This window comes from Cytobacillus spartinae, from assembly GCF_042865285.1.
In the GTDB taxonomy this organism is placed as follows: domain Bacteria; phylum Bacillota; class Bacilli; order Bacillales; family Cytobacillaceae; genus Robertmurraya_A; species Robertmurraya_A spartinae.
The window spans coordinates 94,062-114,021 of the sequence record NZ_JBIACK010000007.1; the positions used below are offsets into that span (position 1 = coordinate 94,062).

19 protein-coding genes are annotated in these 19,960 nt (G+C 38.9%); all 19 read right to left on the minus strand.

What is annotated here, in order from left to right; translation table 11 throughout:
• Positions 1-166: 166 nt before the first annotated feature.
• The 19 genes from ACFYKX_RS14740 to ACFYKX_RS14830 all read right to left on the minus strand — a co-directional run bounded on the left by ACFYKX_RS14740 (position 167) and on the right by ACFYKX_RS14830 (position 19,611).
• Positions 167-1,408, minus strand: coding sequence for a serine hydroxymethyltransferase (locus ACFYKX_RS14740; protein WP_389361823.1), 1,242 nt, complete (start codon positions 1,406-1,408; stop codon positions 167-169).
• Positions 1,409-1,595: 187 nt separating this feature from the next.
• Positions 1,596-1,850 carry a DUF2621 family protein gene (locus ACFYKX_RS14745; RefSeq protein WP_389361824.1) on the minus strand — a complete coding sequence of 85 codons (255 nt, stop codon included), beginning with the start codon at positions 1,848-1,850 and terminating at the stop codon, positions 1,596-1,598.
• Positions 1,851-1,978: 128 nt separating this feature from the next.
• Positions 1,979-3,040: a M14 family zinc carboxypeptidase gene (locus tag ACFYKX_RS14750; RefSeq protein WP_389361825.1), complete on the minus strand. Its 1,062-nt coding sequence runs from the start codon at positions 3,038-3,040 to the stop codon at positions 1,979-1,981.
• A gap of 379 nt (positions 3,041-3,419) precedes the next feature.
• The gene (locus tag ACFYKX_RS14755) at positions 3,420-3,995 is read right to left on the minus strand and encodes a TIGR01440 family protein (protein ID WP_389361826.1); all 576 of its coding nucleotides are present in this window, start codon (positions 3,993-3,995) and stop codon (positions 3,420-3,422) included.
• A gap of 34 nt (positions 3,996-4,029) precedes the next feature.
• Positions 4,030-4,476 (minus strand): ribose 5-phosphate isomerase B, encoded by a 447-nt coding sequence (rpiB, locus tag ACFYKX_RS14760; RefSeq protein ID WP_389361827.1) that lies wholly within the window; start codon positions 4,474-4,476, stop codon positions 4,030-4,032.
• 1,543 nt (positions 4,477-6,019) lie between these two features.
• Positions 6,020-7,315, minus strand: coding sequence for a methyl-accepting chemotaxis protein (locus tag ACFYKX_RS14765; protein ID WP_389361828.1), 1,296 nt, complete (start codon positions 7,313-7,315; stop codon positions 6,020-6,022).
• Between the two features lie 16 nt (positions 7,316-7,331).
• On the minus strand, positions 7,332-7,781 hold the full coding sequence (locus ACFYKX_RS14770) for a low molecular weight protein arginine phosphatase (RefSeq protein ID WP_389361829.1): 450 nt from the start codon (positions 7,779-7,781) through the stop codon (positions 7,332-7,334).
• Positions 7,782-7,952: 171 nt separating this feature from the next.
• A complete protein-coding gene (locus ACFYKX_RS14775) occupies positions 7,953-8,507 on the minus strand; it encodes a manganese efflux pump MntP (RefSeq protein WP_389361830.1) in 555 nt (184 codons plus the stop codon).
• Between the two features lie 320 nt (positions 8,508-8,827).
• The gene (locus tag ACFYKX_RS14780) at positions 8,828-9,871 is read right to left on the minus strand and encodes an L-threonylcarbamoyladenylate synthase (protein WP_389361831.1); all 1,044 of its coding nucleotides are present in this window, start codon (positions 9,869-9,871) and stop codon (positions 8,828-8,830) included.
• A 140-nt stretch (positions 9,872-10,011) separates the two neighbouring features.
• Positions 10,012-10,491, minus strand: coding sequence for a hypothetical protein (locus tag ACFYKX_RS14785; protein ID WP_389361832.1), 480 nt, complete (start codon positions 10,489-10,491; stop codon positions 10,012-10,014).
• A 239-nt stretch (positions 10,492-10,730) separates the two neighbouring features.
• Positions 10,731-11,405, minus strand: coding sequence for a stage II sporulation protein R (spoIIR, locus tag ACFYKX_RS14790; protein WP_389361833.1), 675 nt, complete (start codon positions 11,403-11,405; stop codon positions 10,731-10,733).
• A gap of 279 nt (positions 11,406-11,684) precedes the next feature.
• Positions 11,685-12,542, minus strand: a complete 858-nt coding sequence (prmC, locus tag ACFYKX_RS14795; protein ID WP_389361834.1) for a peptide chain release factor N(5)-glutamine methyltransferase — start codon at positions 12,540-12,542, stop codon at positions 11,685-11,687.
• Positions 12,535-13,608: a peptide chain release factor 1 gene (gene prfA, locus ACFYKX_RS14800; protein WP_389361835.1), complete on the minus strand. Its 1,074-nt coding sequence runs from the start codon at positions 13,606-13,608 to the stop codon at positions 12,535-12,537. Before prfA ends, prmC begins: the two co-directional genes overlap by 8 nt.
• 192 nt (positions 13,609-13,800) lie before the next feature.
• Positions 13,801-14,244, minus strand: coding sequence for a hypothetical protein (locus tag ACFYKX_RS14805; protein WP_389361836.1), 444 nt, complete (start codon positions 14,242-14,244; stop codon positions 13,801-13,803).
• A gap of 131 nt (positions 14,245-14,375) precedes the next feature.
• The gene (locus ACFYKX_RS14810) at positions 14,376-14,996 is read right to left on the minus strand and encodes a thymidine kinase (RefSeq protein ID WP_389361837.1); all 621 of its coding nucleotides are present in this window, start codon (positions 14,994-14,996) and stop codon (positions 14,376-14,378) included.
• Positions 14,997-15,184: 188 nt separating this feature from the next.
• Positions 15,185-15,400, minus strand: a complete 216-nt coding sequence (gene rpmE, locus ACFYKX_RS14815) for a 50S ribosomal protein L31 (protein ID WP_389361838.1) — start codon at positions 15,398-15,400, stop codon at positions 15,185-15,187.
• Between the two features lie 159 nt (positions 15,401-15,559).
• Positions 15,560-16,840, minus strand: a complete 1,281-nt coding sequence (gene rho, locus ACFYKX_RS14820; protein ID WP_389361839.1) for a transcription termination factor Rho — start codon at positions 16,838-16,840, stop codon at positions 15,560-15,562.
• 371 nt (positions 16,841-17,211) lie between these two features.
• Positions 17,212-18,174, minus strand: coding sequence for a class II fructose-bisphosphatase (gene glpX / locus ACFYKX_RS14825; protein ID WP_389361840.1), 963 nt, complete (start codon positions 18,172-18,174; stop codon positions 17,212-17,214).
• 150 nt (positions 18,175-18,324) lie between these two features.
• A complete protein-coding gene (locus tag ACFYKX_RS14830; RefSeq protein WP_389361841.1) occupies positions 18,325-19,611 on the minus strand; it encodes a UDP-N-acetylglucosamine 1-carboxyvinyltransferase in 1,287 nt (428 codons plus the stop codon).
• Positions 19,612-19,960: the final 349 nt, after the last annotated feature.

Genomic DNA, 19,960 nt, shown 5'->3' on the forward strand with positions numbered 1-19,960 from the left:
AAATCCTACCTATATTAGTATGTAAAAAATAGTTCCCAACTACACTTCGTCTAATTTTACAGAAAAAACATTTAGAGAGCAACCTAGAACAGAAAATGTAAAGGAAACGTCAAATCTTACAATTACACACAAAAAATCAGCCCCGTAAAAGGAGCTGACTTAGTTATTATCTTTCAGGATACAAAGTGAAACGGCTTGTTAAAGCTTCTACACGTTGTTTAGCTTCTTCTAACTTCGCTTCATTTTCATGATTTTTAAGTGTAAAGCCAATAATAGAAGCGATTTCTGCCATTTCTTCAGCTCCGAAACCACGAGAAGTTACCGCAGCAGTACCGATACGAACACCGCTTGTAACAAACGGGCTTTCTGGGTCGAATGGAATCGTGTTTTTATTGACCGTAATTCCGACTTCATCAAGTACTTTTTCTGCTACTTTACCCGTTAAACCAAGTGAGCGTAAGTCTACTAATAGTAAATGGTTGTCAGTACCACCTGAAACTAGACTTAAGCCTTCCTTTTGTAGGCCTTCTGCTAGGTCTTTAGCATTTTTAATAATGTTAGCTGCATATTCTTTAAAGCTATCTTGAAGAGCTTCGCCAAATGCTACTGCTTTTGCAGCGATAACATGCATTAATGGACCACCTTGGATTCCGGGGAAGATCGATTTATCAATTTTCTTCGCGAATTCTTCTTTACATAGAATCATTCCACCACGAGGTCCACGAAGAGTTTTATGAGTTGTTGTAGTTACAAAATCAGCATAAGGGACAGGATTCGGATGAAGTCCAGCAGCAACAAGACCAGCGATATGAGCCATATCCACCATTAAGTAAGCTCCAACTTCATCAGCAATTTCTCTAAAGCGTTTGAAATCAATTTCACGAGGATACGCACTTGCTCCAGCAACGATTAGCTTAGGCTTATGCTGGCGAGCTTTATCCGCTACATCTTCATAATTAATAGTATGTGTAACTTCATCCACACCATACTCTACGAAATTGTATTGAATTCCACTGAAGTTAACTGGGCTACCATGTGTTAAATGTCCACCGTGTGATAAATTCATCCCAAGTACAGTATCACCTTGCTCTAGGATCGTAAAATAAACCGCCATGTTTGCTTGTGCACCAGAGTGAGGTTGAACATTCGCGTGTTCTGCTCCGAAAATTTGTTTTGCACGATCGCGAGCAAGATCTTCGGCCACATCTACATATTCACAGCCACCGTAATAGCGTCTTCCAGGATAGCCCTCGGCATACTTGTTCGTTAATACTGATCCTTGAGCTTCCATAACCGCTTCGCTTACAAAGTTTTCAGAAGCGATCAATTCAATTTTCGTTCTTTGACGTCCTAACTCTTGTTGAATGGCTTTAAAAACTTGTTCATCCTGCTGTGCTAAATGCTTCATTGTAATCCCCCTCATATTTTAACTGATGAATTAACTATGTAATATTTTTCCGATTTTAAAAATTCTTTTTTATTTTATCACACACATATGGTGACAATCACCTTTATATTTTTAAAAAAAGAAAAGATTTTATCACTTTTTCGAAAGGCTTCTTGTAAAAAAAGAACCGCCATTATGGCGGGATTGATTAGCTATATTTTTCTTGTAGCTTTGAAACGTCGATTCCTTTTGCTGTTAACATTTTGAAAGCTTTTTCACGCATGGGTCCTGAGGAAGCTGCAATATATCCTTCCACCACTTCATCCTTACCTACTGAATCTTTACCTTCTGCAAATCCTAGTATACTTCTTTCAATTCCCTTCTTTGCCATGGGTCTAGCAAAGACTGGGATTGGTTTTAAAAGCTCATCTAGTAATTCCTTTGCTTCCTGCTGCCATTCCATAAAAAAACACCCTTCCGTTATGTATGGTGAAAACACTATTTTCTATTATAGACAGACATAATTTTAATTTTCAACAACATACAAAAGTGTGGCCCGCCTTTTTGGCAGACCACACTTCGTCTCATTTCTTATTCATCCTCTTCTTCACCTGTTCTAGTTGTCTGGAAAGGTAGTGTCTCCCAGAAACTAGTATCAACTGTTTCAATAGAGCCATCAGCAATAGCTCTCACTGATGCATCTAGAGTAACAACGGACTGCTTAATCAAATATCCATTACTCTTCTGACCAAGAACATAGGACTCATAAAAATGATCAGACATTCCTCTCATTTCGAATAGGAGAGTAGAGATTCCGTACTCTACAGCAATCCCGTTCCGACCGATGTTCTCTCCGGTACCACCTCTATATTTACCTAGTAGCCCCCAGCCTTTAGAATCTACTGCATTATATACAACCGCACCTAGTTTCTTAGACTTTTCTTGTACTTCTGGGTCCACATTAGGTGTTGTTGGGTAAAGGATCGAGCCCGACACATACTCACCGTTAATTTCGCTTTGTGTACCTTGGTGGTGAAGGTCAATCATATAATCAATGTCATATTTAGCTAAAACATTCTCATGTAAAGCGCGTGCTTCAGCAACCATATCTTTCGTATCCTTATCGTGCTCACGATTAATATCAAAACCATCAGCATTATAACGAGTTAAATGTCTCCCACCATCTGCATGATAGTCATCAAGTGAGAAATTCACGTCTCCCATCGCACCATCTGCGTTTAACATCGGAATAACTAGGACGTTAACCTTATCTAGTACTCCCTTAGTTTTATTTGTACCTAAATGTTTAATAAACTCTAAAGCACCTTCAGTAGCGAGCTGTTCGTTTCCATGCTGTTGTGTTAAAAATAAAATCGTTGGGTTCTCAGGATTAGAGATATACTTTGCCATATAAATATCTCTACCTTTAACTGTTTGACCAATTACTTCAAGCTCAAGTGCCTGTTGCTTTGCATCCTGAGTTTTTAGATAATCTACCATGCTTTCATACGTATGTAGAATCGACGTTCTTACAGACTCATTGCCATTATAATTGGGCCCTTCCCCTACAGCCCCTACGTTTGGAGCAACCGCTGCAAATGTACCTAGAGCCATCATACCCGATAACGAAATAGAGAGAATTTTTTTCTTCATAAGACTCCTCCTTGAAAAATGATAGTATTATTTTTCCTACTAATAAAATCGTACAGAAAATAGCGGGAGTCTTTAATAGGGTATAGTGTCTATCATTCCAACATATTTCGAGTCTAGAAATAATAGAAAGGGTGTAGATATAACTAAGGAGTTTATAAAACCACTTGTGATTTTGTCGAACTAAAACAAAACATGACGAAGCAATGTTTATTAGGGGCATAGAACACTTAGAAAAATCTTTAATAGGGACTTTTTTAATCCTAAAAGGATGGGGAATTCTACTTAAAGATTATGGGTGATTGATATAAAAGTACGAGGGGTAAATATGTGGATTGTCGAAAAGAGAATAAGCCTTCTTGGGAAAAGAAGGCCTACCGTTCTATCTGCACGATTCATTTTCTCTCTTATGTTCATAGACTGCTCTTGCTCCACCAATTAATTTTGGTCGAGTTTTAGCAAGGGTAACATGGGCACTTCCTACATTCTTTTCAGAAACTCTGATCGGCACTGCTACATGTTTTAAATGCATCCCAATTAAGGTGTCACCGATGTCAATGCCTGCATCAGCACGAACATGTTCTATCACCACTGGGTTTTTGAAATGCTGGAACGCGTACGTAGCCATTGCCCCACCAGCTGTTCGAACAGGGATCACAGTCACTTCCTCAAATCCCTTTTCGATTGCTGTTGATTTTTCAACTACCAGCGCTCGATTCAAGTGTTCACAGCACTGAAATGCGAGCTGCACACCTGTTTCTTCTTTAAATTTATCAAGTTGCTTGAAAATCATTTCGGCAACTTCTTCTGTCCCAGAGGTTCCTATCTTTTTACCAATGACTTCACTCGTGCTACAGCCGATCACAAAGAGACTACGTTCATGTAATTCTACTTGCTCTTTAAACTCTTTTAAAATGGTGCTAAGCTGTTGCTCCCAAATTTGTATTTCGGTAGACATTCCTGTACCTCCTTCTGGAAGCGAAATGGTGATATTAAAGGTTTTTATTTTCGTATTCTTTGATCTTCCCTACACGGTTCTCGTGACGTCCACCCTCATATTCCGTAGTTAACCATGCCTTTGCAATTTCACGCGCAAGTCCTGCACCGACCACACGCTCTCCCATAGCAAGCATATTGCTATCATTATGTTCTCTAGTTGCTTTTGCACTGAAAACATCATGAACAAGAGCACAGCGAATCCCTTTTACTTTATTAGCTGCAATGCTCATACCAATTCCAGTACCGCATATTAAAATCCCTTTATCATATTCACCATTTGCTACTTTTTCCGCAACTGGTAAAGCATAGTCTGGATAATCAACAGATGTCCCACACTCACATCCAAAATCTTCGTACTGAATTCCTAACTCATCCATTAATTTCTTTATCTCTTCACGAATGTTAACCCCACCGTGATCAGACGCAATTGCTACCTTCATTATTTTTCCTCCTATACCAATCCGATATTCTTCTTCGATTTTATTTTGTCATATTCGTGTTGAAATATAAAGAATGATTTGTTTGAAGTGGGTAAATAGCAGTGAGCTTGAGGCTGCAGCTGCTTCTGCCCACTATTCTAACTGATTCTCCTGTCAAAAGTCGCTTCCACTTTAGACTCTACCTCTACTCTTCCTGCTTCTCCTCTCCGAAGTTGCCTCTACTTCGAACTCTAACTCAACTCTTTCCGCTTCTCCTGTCCGAAGTTGCCTCTACTTCGAACTCTAACTCAACTCTTTCCGCTTCTACTGTCAGAACTTACCTCACCTTCTGACTTTAACTCAATCTTCTTCGCTTCTTCTGTCAGAAGTTCCCTCACCTTCTGACTCTAGCTCAACTTCTTCCTCTTCTCCTGTCAGAAGTTGACTCGTCTTCTGACTCTAGCTCAATCTTCTTCGCTTCTACTGTCAGAAGTTACCTCACCTTCTGACTCTTGCTCAACTTCTTCCTCTTCTACTGTCAAAAGTTGACTTGTCTTCTGACTCTAACTCAATCTTCCTCGCTTCTACTTTCAGAACTTACCTCACCTTCTGACTAAAGCTCAGCTTCTTCCTCTTCTCCTGTCAGAAGTTCCCTCACCTTACCTCAATCTTCTTCACTTCTCCTGTCAGAAGTTCCCTCGTCTTCTGACTCTAGTTCGAGCTTCTTCACCTCTCCTGTCATAAGTTACCTCACCTTCTGACTATAGCTCAACTTCTTCCTCTTCTCCTGTCAGAAGTTGACTCGTCTTCTGACTCAAACTCTTGCTTGTTAGCTTCTACTGTCAGAACTTACCTCACCTTCTGACTCTACCTCATTCTTCTTCTCTTCTTCTGTCAGAACTTACCTCGTCTTCTGACTCTACCTCATTCTTCTTCGCTTCTCCTGTCAGAACTTACCTCTCCTTCTGACTCTAGCTCGATCTTCTTCGCTTCTACTGTCAGAAGTTACCTCACCTTCTGACTCTACCTCAGCTTCTTCCTCTTCTACTGTCAGAAGTTGACTCGTCTTCTGACTCAAACTCTAGCTTGTTCGCTTCTACTGTCAGAACTTACCTCGCTTCTGACTCTACATCTTTCTTCTTCGCTTCTTCTGTCAGAACTTACCTCGTCTTCTGACTCTACCTCTTTCTTCTTCGCTTCTCCTGTCAGAACTTACCTCACCTTCTGACTCTAACTCAATCTTCCTCGCTTCTCCTGTCAGAACTTACCTCACCTTCTGACTCTAGCTCAACTTCTTCCTCTTTCTCCTGTCAGAAGTTACCCCACCTTCTGACTCTAGCTCAGCTTCTTCCTCTTCTCCTGTCAGAAGTTACCCCACCTTCTGACTTTAACTCAATTTTCTCCGCTTCTACTGTCAGAACTTACCCTACCTTCCAACATCAATTACCTTTTCCATCTATTTTTTTCCAAAGCTCACTCTTTTACGCAAACTAAGCTTCCCACAAAAAAAGCCCAAAATAAAAGAGCCAGACAACATCTCATCTGGCCCTTCCCTTACTAAAACCTATAATTTAAACCTAGTAATCGTACTCTTAAGCTGCTCGGCTTGATCTTTTAATTCAAATGCTAGCTTCTCGACATTTTCGATTACTGCTGCTTGTTGATGGGTTGCGGTTGTTACTTCTTGTGCACCTGCAGACGTTTCTTCTGCGATTGCCGCTACCTCTTGTGATTGGGTAGAAGTGTGGTGGATGCTTTCCATTTGACGATCGACGAGACCAGTAATCTTAGAGACAGAGCTTGCCATCTCATGAACCGTTTTTGTCATTTCCTCAATGACATGATTGGTCTCAGCGCCTTTTGTTGCTTCTTTATTCGCTGTTTCCACTTGCTCAGAGATTTGTTGAACTACATTTTGTACTTCTTGTTGGATATTTTTAATTAGGTTCGAAATTCCTTGAACTGCCTTACCGCTTTCATCTGCAAGTGTACGAACTTCCTCAGCTACTACAGCAAAGCCTTTTCCATGTTCACCTGCGCGCGCCGCCTCAATCGAAGCATTCAATGCTAATAGGTTTGTTTGAGCTGCAATATCTCCAACCAGTTGGATGATTTGCTCAACTTTTACCGCATTCTCTTCAAGTCTCTTAACCGTTTGTAGAGATTGTTGATTATCACTAGCTAAGTTTTGAATTCCAGAAATTAGCGAGTGAATAACCTTCTTAGATTCTTGTAAGTCATTCACCATGGCGTTAGAGACTTTTTCTGAGTCTTTTGCTGTTTCTTGGACTTCTTCAGCGATACGAATAACATCTTCAACAGATTCTGCTGTTGACTGGATTGATACTGCTGAATTGTCAGCACCTAGTGAAATCTCTCCAATGGTTCTTGCAATAGCCTCCGCTTGTTCCGAAGCCATGGATGATTCCTTTGAAATGGCAATAACCTTGTCATTCGTTTCGCGGAAATTCTCATCTATTTTCTGAACCATATCTCTTAAATTGAAAAGCATATGATTAAAAGCAATCCCTAGAGAGCGAATCTCGTCATCCGACTTAGATAGTTCAGCATCTTCTCCAATTTCGCCTTGAGCTGCTTTTAAAGCGACTTTTTCTAGCTTCTGAAGCGGTTTAATAATAAATCCTGCAGCAATAAATGCTAGGATTCCTGACCAAATTACCCCAAGCCCCAATGTAATCCCTGAAAAAGCCAACTCTCCGAACGGTAAGCTATCCTTAATCATCGGGTAAAGCATATAAATGAATAATGCACTAGTAGTATACGTAATAATTGCTAAAGCCGTTGTAAAAAATACAAGTTTTTTTCTTAATCCGAATTTGTACTTCTTTTTTCCTTCCATGTTTCTCCCTTCCCAGTTAGCCTCTTTGTTTTTCTAACTTGTCTAAGATTTTATTTATGTTTTCATTAATCTCGTTGTATGTAAATTGGTAAACTTCCAGAGGACCACCAAATGGATCCATAATATCTAAGTTGTCACCACTCCCTGCAAACTCTTTTAACGTAAATGTTTTTCCATGTGCAGACGGAAACATAGACAGGATGGATGCTTTATGACCGGATGTCATCGTTAAGATAAAGGTTGCCCAGTCTACTTCCTTTTCTGTTAGGAGGGTAGATTGATGAGAGAGGGTTATTTTTTCATCCTCTAAAACCTTCTTTGTATGTTGTGATGCTTCATCTCCGTTTGTAGCAAATACTCCTGCAGATCTAACTTCGATTCCCGGAACCGATTTACTTTTTAAAATCGCTTCTGCCATAGGACTTCTACATGTATTTCCTGTACACACAAATAAAATGCGGGTCATGGTTGATTCCTCCTCTTTCTACATTATATGACAATTCGAACTGATTCAATAGACCTGTCATACAAAAGTTGCAAAATTTTTAAGGTTGCGATAGTTTTTACAAAATCAGTAAAATAGTTCTAGTTAAATAGCCTTTATTCCATTTAAAAAGCATCCTCCGATGAGGTGCCTCTAAAAAGGTAATAATAATTTTATCCCAAAAGCTAATAATATACTCCCACCTAGTGCTTCACTGTATGTACCTAAAATTCCTTGAACTCGCCTTCCAATTAATAAGCCTAACCAAGTTAAAATGGTTGCTCCAACTCCAAAGCAGATAAGAACTAGTATCGTTTTTGCCTTATAAATCCCTAACGTAAGCCCCACAGAAAAACTATCCAAGCTTACACTTAAGGCAAAAATAATTAATCCCATCCCTACTGGAGTAATCAAAGTGCTATCATCATCCTTAAAGCTTGACCAAATCATCTGCACACCAAGCAGGATTAAAAGTCCGCCTCCTAAGTAGGATGCAATTGCCCCAAATTGATCTGATAGGAATCTTCCTGCTATCATTCCTAACAGCGGCATCCAAACATGGAAAAGGCCTATTGTAATTCCTATTTTAAAAATTTGTCTGAGCCTGAGTTGAAACATTCCCATCCCCAAGCCAACGGAGAATGCATCCATTCCTAGTGCAAACGCCATTAATATCAGTGTAAGTAGTTCCCCAATGATTGCTGTCAATGATTTTCGCCCCCTTGGACTTGCTATTTCAGCATATGCACAGGGAAAAGACTTTAGAAGTAAGAACACTAAAAAGCACATGGAGACATTACCTAGGTTTCTTTTTTGCTTAAAAAAGCATTTCTTCGTTAAAAGATGGATTACTTTTCGTATAAAAAAAGTACTTCCTCGTTAAAGAAAGATTACTTTTTGCCATAAAAACAGTATTCCTCGTCAAAGAAAAATTACTTTTTTCCATAAAAAAAGCACTTCCTCGTCAAAGAAAGATTACTTTTTTCGCGAAAAAAAGCACCTCTTCATTAAAAGAGGAGCTCCCTCCATTATTCACTTAGTATTCGGTGTCCGGCTGCTTTTAATAATCGATTCATAATCGCCTGACCAACACCTTCATAAGGAAATACTTCACTAAAGATGATATTAACGTTCGAATGATTGAAACTCCTTAATGCTTCATATAGACTACTTGCGACTGAATCAAGATCCTGTCTTTTTCCACATGTAAAAATAAAATCCGCTTTATAGAAGGACTCATTTTCTTCTGTTGTTAACACACCAACCTCTTTACCTTCCTTCTGTTTTTCTAGGATTAGTTGCTGGATGTATTCTCGGCTTCCTTCGACTAAAAAAAGTGGTGCGTCTGGAGCATAATGAGTATACTTCATTCCAGGAGATTTAGGTGCATGTTCTTCATCTATAAGGGAAGGATCAAGATGTATTTCCCCGATTACTTTTTTAATCTGCTCTTCTGTTACTCCACCAGGTCTTAAAATAACAGGAATCTCCTCTGTACAGTCAATGACCGTTGACTCTACTCCTACTCCTGTTGGACCCCCATCAACAATGCCAGCAATTCTTTCATTTAAATCCTCAAAAACATGCTTGGCCGTTGTGGGACTAGGCTTTCCTGAGCGATTCGCACTTGGAGCCGCAATGGGAACCCCCGCATTATTAATGATGGATAAAGCAACAGGATGGTCAGGCATTCTAACCGCAACCGTGGATAATCCAGCAGTGGCTTTATCTGAAAGAGTTCCTTCTTTTTTGTTTAAGATAATCGTAAGCGGACCGGGCCAGAATTCATTCATCAAAATTCTAGCTTTTTCGGGAATCTCCGTTACAAACTCTTTAATATGTTCAACACGCCCGATGTGGATAATTAGTGGATTATCACTGGGACGCCCTTTTGCTTCAAAAATCTTTAACACAGCCTCATCCGATTTAGCATTACCACCTAATCCGTAAACGGTTTCTGTAGGGAATGCGACTACTTCATTTTTTGATAAAAGATCTGCAGCTTGTGCAATTTGTGGATAGTCATTAAGATTACCCACATCTTTATCCACAGACCAATAGTTTGTATTCATTTTTAATCCACCTTCAACAAAACGACTATTAGTGTCGAAATATGTTAAAATCTAGCCACTTTCGACTCCATTACGTATGAAAGTATAAAAGAAGATGGAGGATAACTCAAGTATTATCCACAAAATGTGTATAAACTATCTTATTTAGTGGATAACTTTGTGGATATATCCACAGTTTCCATGTTTAGTTTCATAAATACCGAGTTATCCACAGTTAAAATGTGTCTCACATGCTCAGAATGAAGTAATTCTTCTGGCAACTGTGCTTTCTCTTCTTTTACAAATCCCATTAAATCAAAGAATTGTAATGAACCTGCTTTATTGGTTGCTAAATATAATGATTGAATTTGTTTCTCTCTTGCTAATAAAAGCATTTGTTCAAAGATTGTGAACAACTCATTCTCAGATGCTTTGGTTGTCATCACTAGAGATCTTAGTAATCCAATGTTTCCGAGTGGCTCAATTCCCAAAGTAGCATTAATATTCCCTTGTTCATCCTCAAGTATTAAAAAATAATCGATAGATTCTGCAACACCTTCAGTACTTAAGCCTGCTTTTTCTAAAAATGCGACCAACTTATTGATATCCTCAACTTGTCCACAACGTACGATCTTTTCCATGTTATCCACCTCTATTTTTTCATTTTCTAATTCTATTAATATGAAAAAGTAGAGAAAGTAGAACTGAATTTGATAGATTTTTCTTTCAAAAGAAAATGCACATTTGATAAAAGTTGATTTCCGCACAGGCTCTTGCCTTCCGCTTCAATTACCTTGTACTAATCTCAGTAGTGAGTAATAACATCGGCAATTTATGAAAAAAAGAACCCTGTATGAATACAAGGTTCTTTAAGAATACATTACCCAAAAATTTTCTCCCAAATCTCTACTATGAAGAATTTCACTCTTACAGGCTCTTCATCGTTTTCCACATAGACTGGGTCTTGTTTTTCTTTTTTCGTTTCTTTTTCTGACTTTGCTTCTACGGCCTGAACTTCTGCTTTAGGCTCTTCTTCTACACCTTCGCTTACTGCAACACTATTTGAAAAGTCTAGGAAGCATAATGGAGGAAATAATACACACCACCAGTTTGCACCTTTTCCTTCACCTAAAGTAATGAGGATTGCTTCATATTCTCCTGCCGGGTATAAAAACTCACCGTAAAGCTTAGTTGGGAATTCAACTCTACCAAAGTCTGTTTGAACCTCTTGTGTAGATTGCTCACCTTCTAATACTTCTTCTGCAATGGATTTAATCTCTGGTAAACGTGATTGAATCAGTTTTCTAGCATCTTCTACCGATGTTAATTCTGCTACCCACTCAGTGATTTCAGCATTAACGGCATCTCGAACTTTTCTCTTCAGCTCTTGATCATTTTGGTTATCGCTATTGGCTAAAATTCGTAGCCTAATCGCTTCATTTGGAATGACAATCATATCATTTGCTGTAACTTCGTTTTTAGGAATATATAAGCTTAAAATCGTACCGATTGATAGAATTAAAATATATAATTTCGCTAATTTGTTTAAGTTCATTTGTAACACGCCCCTTTTCTACTAAACATTGTGGACAGAATGTTACAATCTTAAACTAGTAAATTTAAATTTTTTTAATAGATACTACGCCGAGACCAAAATCTCCACCACAGTGACTTCTAAAGCTGGGAATTCCGTGTTTACGCTCCGTTTTTCCGCGTTCAACTCTATAATTCCGCGCTAAAAATTTTATTCCCACGTTTAATGAGTTTTTTCCGCGAAAAGCCACCATATTTCCGCGTATAACAAAAAAAGACCTTCTACACCACAGAAGGCCCCTTACCCAATCTCAGCAAACACCATTCGGTCTTTCCCATTAATATCATATATAACTTCCACTCTGGCTTGAGGAAAGGTTAGTTTCAAAATCTCCGACACTGCCTCACTTTGACCAGCACCCACTTCAAAGCCAACCAAAGCTTTTTCCTTCAACACAAAGGGAAGGTCGCTAATTAGTCTTTTATAGATCACTAGCCCATCCACTCCCGCAAACAATGCTCGGTGTGGCTCATGCTCTGTAACCACGACGGACATTTCTTTTATGTCTCCATCAGGAATATAGGGCGGATTCGATAACACAACATCGAACTTTTTTCCGCTTGCAATGAGGGGTTGCAAGAGATCACCTAAAACGAACTCAACGTCTGCTCCAAGCTCCTCCGCATTTTTCCTAGCAACTAACAACGACTCTTCTGCAATATCCGTAGCCGTTACAGACATAGACGGACGCTCTAATTTCATCGTGACTGCAATCGCCCCGCTACCTGTTCCGATATCGACAAGCTGTACATCGTTCTCACCAAAAAGTCTCTCCATTTTTTTCAATGCATGATACACAAGCTCTTCCGTTTCAGGACGTGGAATTAAAACCTCTTCATTGACAGTAAACGTTCTTCCGTAAAATTCTTCGAAGCCCATGATATACTGAATCGGCTTTCCTTCCCCATGCAGTAAGACTGCTTTTTCAAAATCATCCAAGACTCTACGTTCAATAACGTCATGCATGCTTGCTAAAAGCTGCGACCGACTCATCTTCAAATAGTAACGTAACAATAGTTCTCCCGCATTTTCATCACGTTCTCGCTCCGTTAAAAAAGAAGAAGCCCATTTGAGGGCTTCATATACTTTCTTACTCATCTGTTGCATCCTTTAACTTGCTCGCTTGATCTTCCATAATTAGAACATCAATTACTTCGTCAATTTTTCCTTGAAGAATTTGGTCAAGTTTTTGAATCGTTAAACCGACACGGTGGTCCGTTACACGGTTTTGCGGGAAATTATACGTACGGATACGTTCTGAACGGTCTCCAGTACCAACGGCTGATTTACGATTTTGGTCGTATTCAGCTTGTGCTTCTTGTTGGAATTTATCGTACACACGAGCACGTAATACTTTCATTGCCTTGTCTCTGTTTTTATGCTGAGATTTTTCATCCTGACACGTAACTACGATCCCTGTAGGAATATGCGTTAATCGAACAGCTGACATCGTCGTGTTAACACTTTGCCCACCTGCACCAGAGGAAGCATACGTATCAAAGCGGATATCTTTATCGTGAATCTCAACCTCTACTTCTTCTGCTTCAGGTAGTACAGCAACCGTAGCCGTAGAAGTATGAATACGTCCACCAGATTCTGTTTCAGGAACACGTTGAACACGATGTGCTCCGTTTTCATATTTTAATTTTGAGAAGGCACCTGTTCCGTTAATCATAAAAATAATCTCTTTAAAGCCACCTACACCAGTTGAACTAGCTTCAATGACTTCCGTTTTCCAACCTTGTGATTCTGCAAAACGGCTGTACATACGGTATAAGTCGCCAGCAAATAGTGCCGCTTCATCTCCACCTGCAGCTCCACGAATCTCCATAATAACGTTTTTATCATCATTAGGGTCTTTAGGAATTAGTAAGATTTTTAATCGATCTTCTAGTGCTTCTTTTCTTTCTTCTAACTCATTAAGCTCTTCTTTTACCATTTCGCGCATTTCAGCATCCAGCTTTTCTTCGAGCATTGCTTTTGCATCCTGGAATTGCTCCACTACTTCTTTATATTCGCGATAAGTATGAACCGTTTCTTGGATATCTGATTGTTCCTTTGAATACTCACGTAATTTTTTTGAATCATTTACTATTTCTGGATCGCTCAATAGCTCATTAAGCCTTTCGTAACGATCTTCTACCGATTGAAGACGATCAAACACGTTATTCACCTCATATTTTTATCCAATATCATCATTTTTAACATTCGTAAAAGGGTTTAATCTATATTTATTATAAAAGGTTTGTTCTGTTAAACGATTTTAGGTCAAATTTTACCCATAACATTATAATTATAGTATAGGTCGTGCATGGCGTCAAAGTGAAAAAAACATGCCCTCTTAGAGAGCATGTTTTTAGCTTCTATCCTCTTCAACTTTTACTTCTAAATCAAATCCCGGTACTGCCTTCATCAATATTTTGTGCAATTCGGCTTCAGCATTAATTCGGTCACGTCTAGATAATTCTCCTTTTTTCACTGCTGTCACCCACACGTGATTTCCATTAAACCAAACGGCATCTGCTTCATATTTTCCAGTATCGTTTATAACGGTTCTAATTTTATCAACATATTCTTGTTGGTCCATTCTATTTCCGTCAAAGTCAGGAAAGTTTGGATTTTGATCTGACATCGTTCTTCCCATCGAATAATCATCTTCAAAACCAACATTTTTGTTTTGGATAAAATCTTTCCCGCTCACATCTTGATTATTATCAAACCAACCATCTGCATTTTCATTTTGAGCACAACCCGCCAATAGTAAAAAAGAAAGACAAAAGAAGGAATAAAGTTTTTTCACACTTACACCTCCGACTAAATTAAGTTTTCCTTTTTATCATTTCCAGTGGAGTGAATTATGTACGAGTGAAATTCAACCAATTCTTAGAAGACAACAAAAAACCCGCCTTACCATAAAAGCGGGTGTCAAAATTAGTTTTGTGTAGCTGTAATAATGGCTTCATCAATTACATTTGGAGACTTTGGAACTTCATGGTGATGACGACAACGTGGTTCGTAAGCTTCAGAAGCACCTACTAGGATAATCGGGTCATCATAACTTGCAGGATTGCCGTTAATTAGGCGTTGTGTACGACTTGCTGGTGAGCCACAAACGGCACAAACAGCTTGAAGCTTAGTGACCGACTCAGCTATTGCCATAATCGCAGGCATCTGGCCAAAAGGTTCGCCTCTAAAATCTTGATCAAGTCCTGCCGCAATTACCCGGTGACCGCTGTTAGCAAGATGCTGTATCACCTTCACTACTTCCGTATCAAAGAATTGTACCTCATCGATGGCAATTACTTCTACATCTGAATCGATATGCTGAAAAATATCTGTTGAATGAGATATTGGCATTGCTATAAATGAAGTACCATTATGAGAAACAACAGCATCATCGCTGTATCGATTATCAATTTTAGGCTTGAACACGGAAATTTTTTGTTTGGCGAATTGGGCTCTTCTTACACGGCGAATCAATTCTTCTGATTTTCCAGAGAACATGCTGCCACAGATTACTTCTACCCAACCGTGATGTTTCATCACATACATGAACGGCCTCTCCTCTCGCTTACGTTAAATCTATTAGGGGCTCTTTTATTAGGGAATCAAAAAAGAATATATATAAAACGGACTTCGTTTATGTAGACTGGACATCTTAAAAGTCCGAAAGAAAGTTCAATGGGGTTAAAATTAAAAAACAGGCAAAGAATGGTAGCTTTTTGCCTGTTTTATAGTAATTATTGTTGTAGTTCTGATTTGATGCCGTATTTTTTGTTGAAACGGTCAACACGTCCGCCAGCTTCAGCGAATTTTTGACGACCAGTATAGAATGGGTGACACTCTGAACAAGTCTCAATACGTATTTCTTGTTTTACAGAACCAGTTTCAAATACGTTACCGCAAGCACAAGTAACTTGTACCTTTTTGTAATTTGGATGAATTCCTGCTTTCATTCTTTTCATCTCCTTCCGCCCTGAATCTTTCGAAACAGAGTTATATATTACAATGCTTTATTCAGCACTGCAAAATTCAAAAAACACACTGAAGCTATTATAACAAGCTAGGTTTTGTTTTGCAACATGGGATTTTATCCCTTTTAAAAACCAATCATCTTAAGACTGGCTTTGCCCGCTTCTTTTTGCTTTCATTTCTTCAGCCAATTGAGCAAAAAACTCTTCGTTTGATTTTGTTTGTTTTAACTTACGCAAGAATTTCTCACCGAAATCTGGATTGTCAGACATCGATTTACGAATGGCCCATAGCTTGTCTAAATGATCTTTTGGAATGAGTAGCTCTTCTTTACGAGTACCTGATCTGCGAATATCTAATGCAGGGAAGATTCTTCTTTCTGCAAGCGCACGGTCTAGGTGAAGTTCCATGTTACCAGTACCTTTGAACTCCTCGTAAATGACATCGTCCATTCTCGAACCTGTATCAACAAGTGCAGTCGCTAAAATTGTTAAGCTACCACCCTCTTCGATATTACGGGCTGCTCCAAAGAATCGCTTTGGTCGATGGAAAGCAGCAGGGTCAATACCACCAGAAAGTGTACGACCACTTGGCGGAATAACCAGGTTATATGCACGAGCAAGACGAGTAATACTATCCATTAGAATGATTACGTCTCTTTTGTGCTCTACTAGACGCATCGCACGCTCTAGAACCAACTCGGCTACCTTAATATGATTTTCAGGTACTTCATCAAATGTTGAGCTAACAACATCTCCAGCAACCGAACGTTCAATATCGGTTACCTCTTCAGGACGCTCATCGATTAAAAGCACAATCAATTCTGCTTCTGGATGATTTGTTGTTATGCTATTCGCAATCTGCTTCAATAGCATCGTTTTACCAGCCTTTGGAGGCGCAACGATAAGACCACGTTGTCCAAATCCAACGGGTGCAATCAAATCCATTATTCTTGTTGAAAAATGCTTAGGCGTTGTTTCAAGTTTCATTTGACGGTCAGGATATAGTGGCGTTAATGCTGGAAAGTGAACCCTTTCCTTCGCTGACTCAGGATCATCACCGTTTACTGCCTCAACATGAAGCAGTCCAAAATAACGTTCATTCTCTTTTGGAGGGCGAACTTTACCTGATACTTTATCTCCGTTACGTAAATCAAATCTTCTAATTTGGGAAGCAGAAATATAGATATCTTCAGAGCTAGGGGAGTAGTTGATAGGTCTTAAGAATCCGAAGCCTTCCGATTGGATAATCTCAAGTACGCCTTCCATGAAGAAGTACCCTTCTTGTTCTGCTCTTGCTTTTAAAATCGCAAAAATAAGTTCTTTTTTTGTTAGTTTGCTGTAGTAGGATACCTTATACGTTTTTGCAAGCTCGTATAAATCCTTTAGTTTCATGTTTTCTAAACTCGATATCGTTAAATCCATTTTGACACCACTCTTTAAAAGTTTAAGTTATTCCGACCATAGACGATCTATTTATTTTTAGCATATGGTTGGAAAAAGGAAAGAATATGATTTGAGGTTTCTTGAAGTAGTAGAAGAGAATGTTGAATTGGCATAAAAGATTATACGAAGCAATTTCTCTTTTTCTAGTTTTTATATAGTAATCATTCTTGTTACTTAGGTAAGATGAAAGACTATTTCAAAAACAATCTCTATTTTACCCCTTTTTACAAAAAATAATCAACAGATTTTTTCACACATAAGGATGTGTATTTTTTGGAAGGATATAACTACTCCCATACATGATCAAGTATAGGAGCAGTGTAAGGGTTTGCAAAACCATTTATCAAAAATTATTTAATGACTAAATTAGGTTTCTTTTTCAAGCTATGGCGGCCTTCAACGAAACGAACCGTTCCTGATTTAGCTCGCATAACAAGAGAGTGAGTAGAACCGTAAGAGCCTTTAAACTGGACCCCTCTTAATAGTTCACCGTCTGTAACACCTGTTGCCGCAAAAATTGCGTCATCACCTTTAACCAAGTCTTCCATAAGAAGTACTTTGTTAACATCTAAGCCCATTTTTATGCAGCGTTGGATTTCTTCATCATTCTGTGGAAGTAGTTTCCCTTGAATCTCTCCACCTAAACATTTTAAAGCTACCGCAGCCAATACTCCTTCAGGTGCTCCACCCGATCCAAAGAGAATATCAACCCCAGTATGATCGAAAGCTGTATTGATAGCGCCTGCAACATCACCATCGTTGATCAGCTTAATTCTAGCTCCAGCTTCTCTTAATTGACGAATAATATCAGCATGGCGTTCACGGTTTAATACAGTTGCAACAACATCTTCAATATCTTTATTTTTTGCTTTCGCTACAGCCTTTAAATTATCTAGAACAGAAGCATTGATATCGATCTTTCCAACCGCTTCTGGACCTACTGCAATTTTGTCCATATACATATCAGGTGCATGAAGAAGATTACCGTGGTCAGCTACAGCTAGTACAGCTAAAGCATTCCAGCCACCCGATGCGACGATATTGGTTCCTTCAAGGGGATCAACAGCTACGTCAACTCTAGGACCGTATCCTGTTCCCAGCTTCTCCCCAATGTATAGCATTGGTGCCTCGTCCATCTCGCCTTCACCAATCACAACCGTTCCTTTCATCGGAACCGTGTCAAATACGTCTCTCATAGCAGAAGTTGCTGCTTCATCTGCTTCATCTTTTAATCCTCTACCCATCCAGCGTGCTGATGCTAACGCTGCTCCTTCTGTTACACGGACAAGTTCCATTGATAAACTTCTTTCCATCCGCTTTTTTCCTCCCCCGATCGATCTAGTTGCCCTAGGCTATTTTCGAATCCCTTTGCACTTTGATTTTAACATGTTTTTTCTAAAAAATTCCCTAAAAATTCAAAGCCAAATCAACCCATGCAAAAATAGCCTTGCCACACTATACCATTAAGCATTTTTTAATTGCTCAATTTCCTCTTTTGTTAAGCCTTCTCTCCAGATCGTAGCTCCAAGTCCATTTAATTTCTCTACGAGGTGACTGTATCCTCTATCTATATGTTCGAGACCTGTAACTTCTGTGATTCCCTCTGACATAAGACCTGCAATCACTAATGCAGCTCCAGCGCGTAAGTCACTAGCTTTCACTTTTGCTCCTTGTAATTTTACAGGACCATTGATGATAGCAGAGCGACCCTCAACTTTAATATTCGCATTCATTCTTCTTAATTCATCGATATGTTTAAAACGAGCGCCATAAATCGTATCTGTAACCATACTCGTTCCTTCTGCTTTTGTTAACAACGAAGTAAATGGTTGCTGTAAGTCCGTTGGAAACCCTGGATAAACAAGTGTTTTTATATCTACTGCTTTTAAGCCACTTGATTTACCCACAAATACTTGATCGTCTTTCGTTTCTACTTCTACTCCCATTTCTCTTAACTTCGCAATAAGGGATTCCAGATGTTGAGGAATGATATTATCTAGAAGTAAACCTTCTCCTACTGCAGCACCTAAAATTAAATACGTACCTGCTTCTATTCTGTCTGGGATAATCGTATGTCGGCAGCCATGTAATTCTTCAACGCCATCAATACGGATGACATCTGTACCTGCACCTTTGATTTTTGCTCCCATATTAGACAGCAATGTTGCTACATCAATGATTTCTGGTTCTTTAGCAGCATTTTCAATGATGGTACGACCTTTTGCTCGCACCGCTGCAAGCATGATATTAATGGTTGCACCCACACTGACAACGTCTAAATAAATTCTAGCACCACGCAGTTCATCTGCACGCAAATAAATAGCACCTTGTTCATTTGTGACAGTTGCTCCTAGCGCCTCAAAACCTTTAATATGTTGGTCGATCGGTCTAGGTCCTAAATGACAGCCTCCCGGAAGACCGATAACAGCTTTTTTGAAACGTCCAAGCATCGCACCCATTAAATAATAAGATGCACGAAGCTTTTTTACTTTTCCATTTGGCAAGGGCATCGAAATCATACTAGAAGGATCAACGGTCATGTCATTTTCTGACAGTTGAACGGTTCCACCTATTTCTTCTAGTAATCCTTTCAAAATCTGAACATCAGAAATATCGGGTAAACCTTCAATCGTAACAGGTGAATCTGCAAGGATGGTAGCAGGAATTAATGCAACTGCACTATTCTTTGCGCCACTAATTCTTACAGTTCCTTTGAGAGGATATCCGCCTGCGATCATAAGTTTTTCCATTTATGACTCCCTTCTAAGCCTTGAAGTTATTAAGTGCAAACCATACATGTAGAGTTGCATCTTATTTCAAAAGTATGTCGATTCTACTCGCTTTCGATTGTAGAACAGTAGGCTTGTCTTATTTTACGGCAGAGTTTGCCTTATTACTGAACTGTATCCTTCTAATAAACTTTTATACGAAGAAATATTTTCCAATAAAGAAAGGCAAATTCCGACATTTTTTTGCTTATTTATATAGTTTACACGAAAATACATATTTCATGTATGTGATTTAAAAAAAGTTTAAATTAAGTCATTTTTACTATAAGCCTTTTATTGGAAAAAACACTATTTTTCGCACATGGATTAT

Coding starts and splice junctions, on each gene's coding strand:
- ACFYKX_RS14755 (WP_389361826.1), bottom strand. CDS start 3,995: ATGTCTACCGAAATACAAATTTGGGAGCAACAGCTTAGCACCATTTTA.
- glpX (WP_389361840.1), bottom strand. CDS start 18,174: ATGGAAAGAAGTTTATCAATGGAACTTGTCCGTGTAACAGAAGGAGCA.
- ACFYKX_RS14830 (WP_389361841.1), bottom strand. CDS start 19,611: ATGGAAAAACTTATGATCGCAGGCGGATATCCTCTCAAAGGAACTGTA.
- rho (WP_389361839.1), bottom strand. CDS start 16,840: ATGGATTTAACGATATCGAGTTTAGAAAACATGAAACTAAAGGATTTA.
- ACFYKX_RS14810 (WP_389361837.1), bottom strand. CDS start 14,996: ATGTATGTGATGAAACATCACGGTTGGGTAGAAGTAATCTGTGGCAGC.
- prmC (WP_389361834.1), bottom strand. CDS start 12,542: ATGAGTAAGAAAGTATATGAAGCCCTCAAATGGGCTTCTTCTTTTTTA.
- ACFYKX_RS14770 (WP_389361829.1), bottom strand. CDS start 7,781: ATGACCCGCATTTTATTTGTGTGTACAGGAAATACATGTAGAAGTCCT.
- ACFYKX_RS14780 (WP_389361831.1), bottom strand. CDS start 9,871: ATGAATACAAACTATTGGTCTGTGGATAAAGATGTGGGTAATCTTAAT.
- ACFYKX_RS14745 (WP_389361824.1), bottom strand. CDS start 1,850: ATGGAATGGCAGCAGGAAGCAAAGGAATTACTAGATGAGCTTTTAAAA.
- ACFYKX_RS14785 (WP_389361832.1), bottom strand. CDS start 10,491: ATGGAAAAGATCGTACGTTGTGGACAAGTTGAGGATATCAATAAGTTG.
- ACFYKX_RS14740 (WP_389361823.1), bottom strand. CDS start 1,408: ATGAAGCATTTAGCACAGCAGGATGAACAAGTTTTTAAAGCCATTCAA.
- ACFYKX_RS14750 (WP_389361825.1), bottom strand. CDS start 3,040: ATGAAGAAAAAAATTCTCTCTATTTCGTTATCGGGTATGATGGCTCTA.
- rpmE (WP_389361838.1), bottom strand. CDS start 15,400: ATGAAAGCAGGAATTCATCCAAATTACAAAAAGGTACAAGTTACTTGT.
- ACFYKX_RS14765 (WP_389361828.1), bottom strand. CDS start 7,315: ATGGAAGGAAAAAAGAAGTACAAATTCGGATTAAGAAAAAAACTTGTA.
- rpiB (WP_389361827.1), bottom strand. CDS start 4,476: ATGAAGGTAGCAATTGCGTCTGATCACGGTGGGGTTAACATTCGTGAA.
- spoIIR (WP_389361833.1), bottom strand. CDS start 11,405: ATGAACTTAAACAAATTAGCGAAATTATATATTTTAATTCTATCAATC.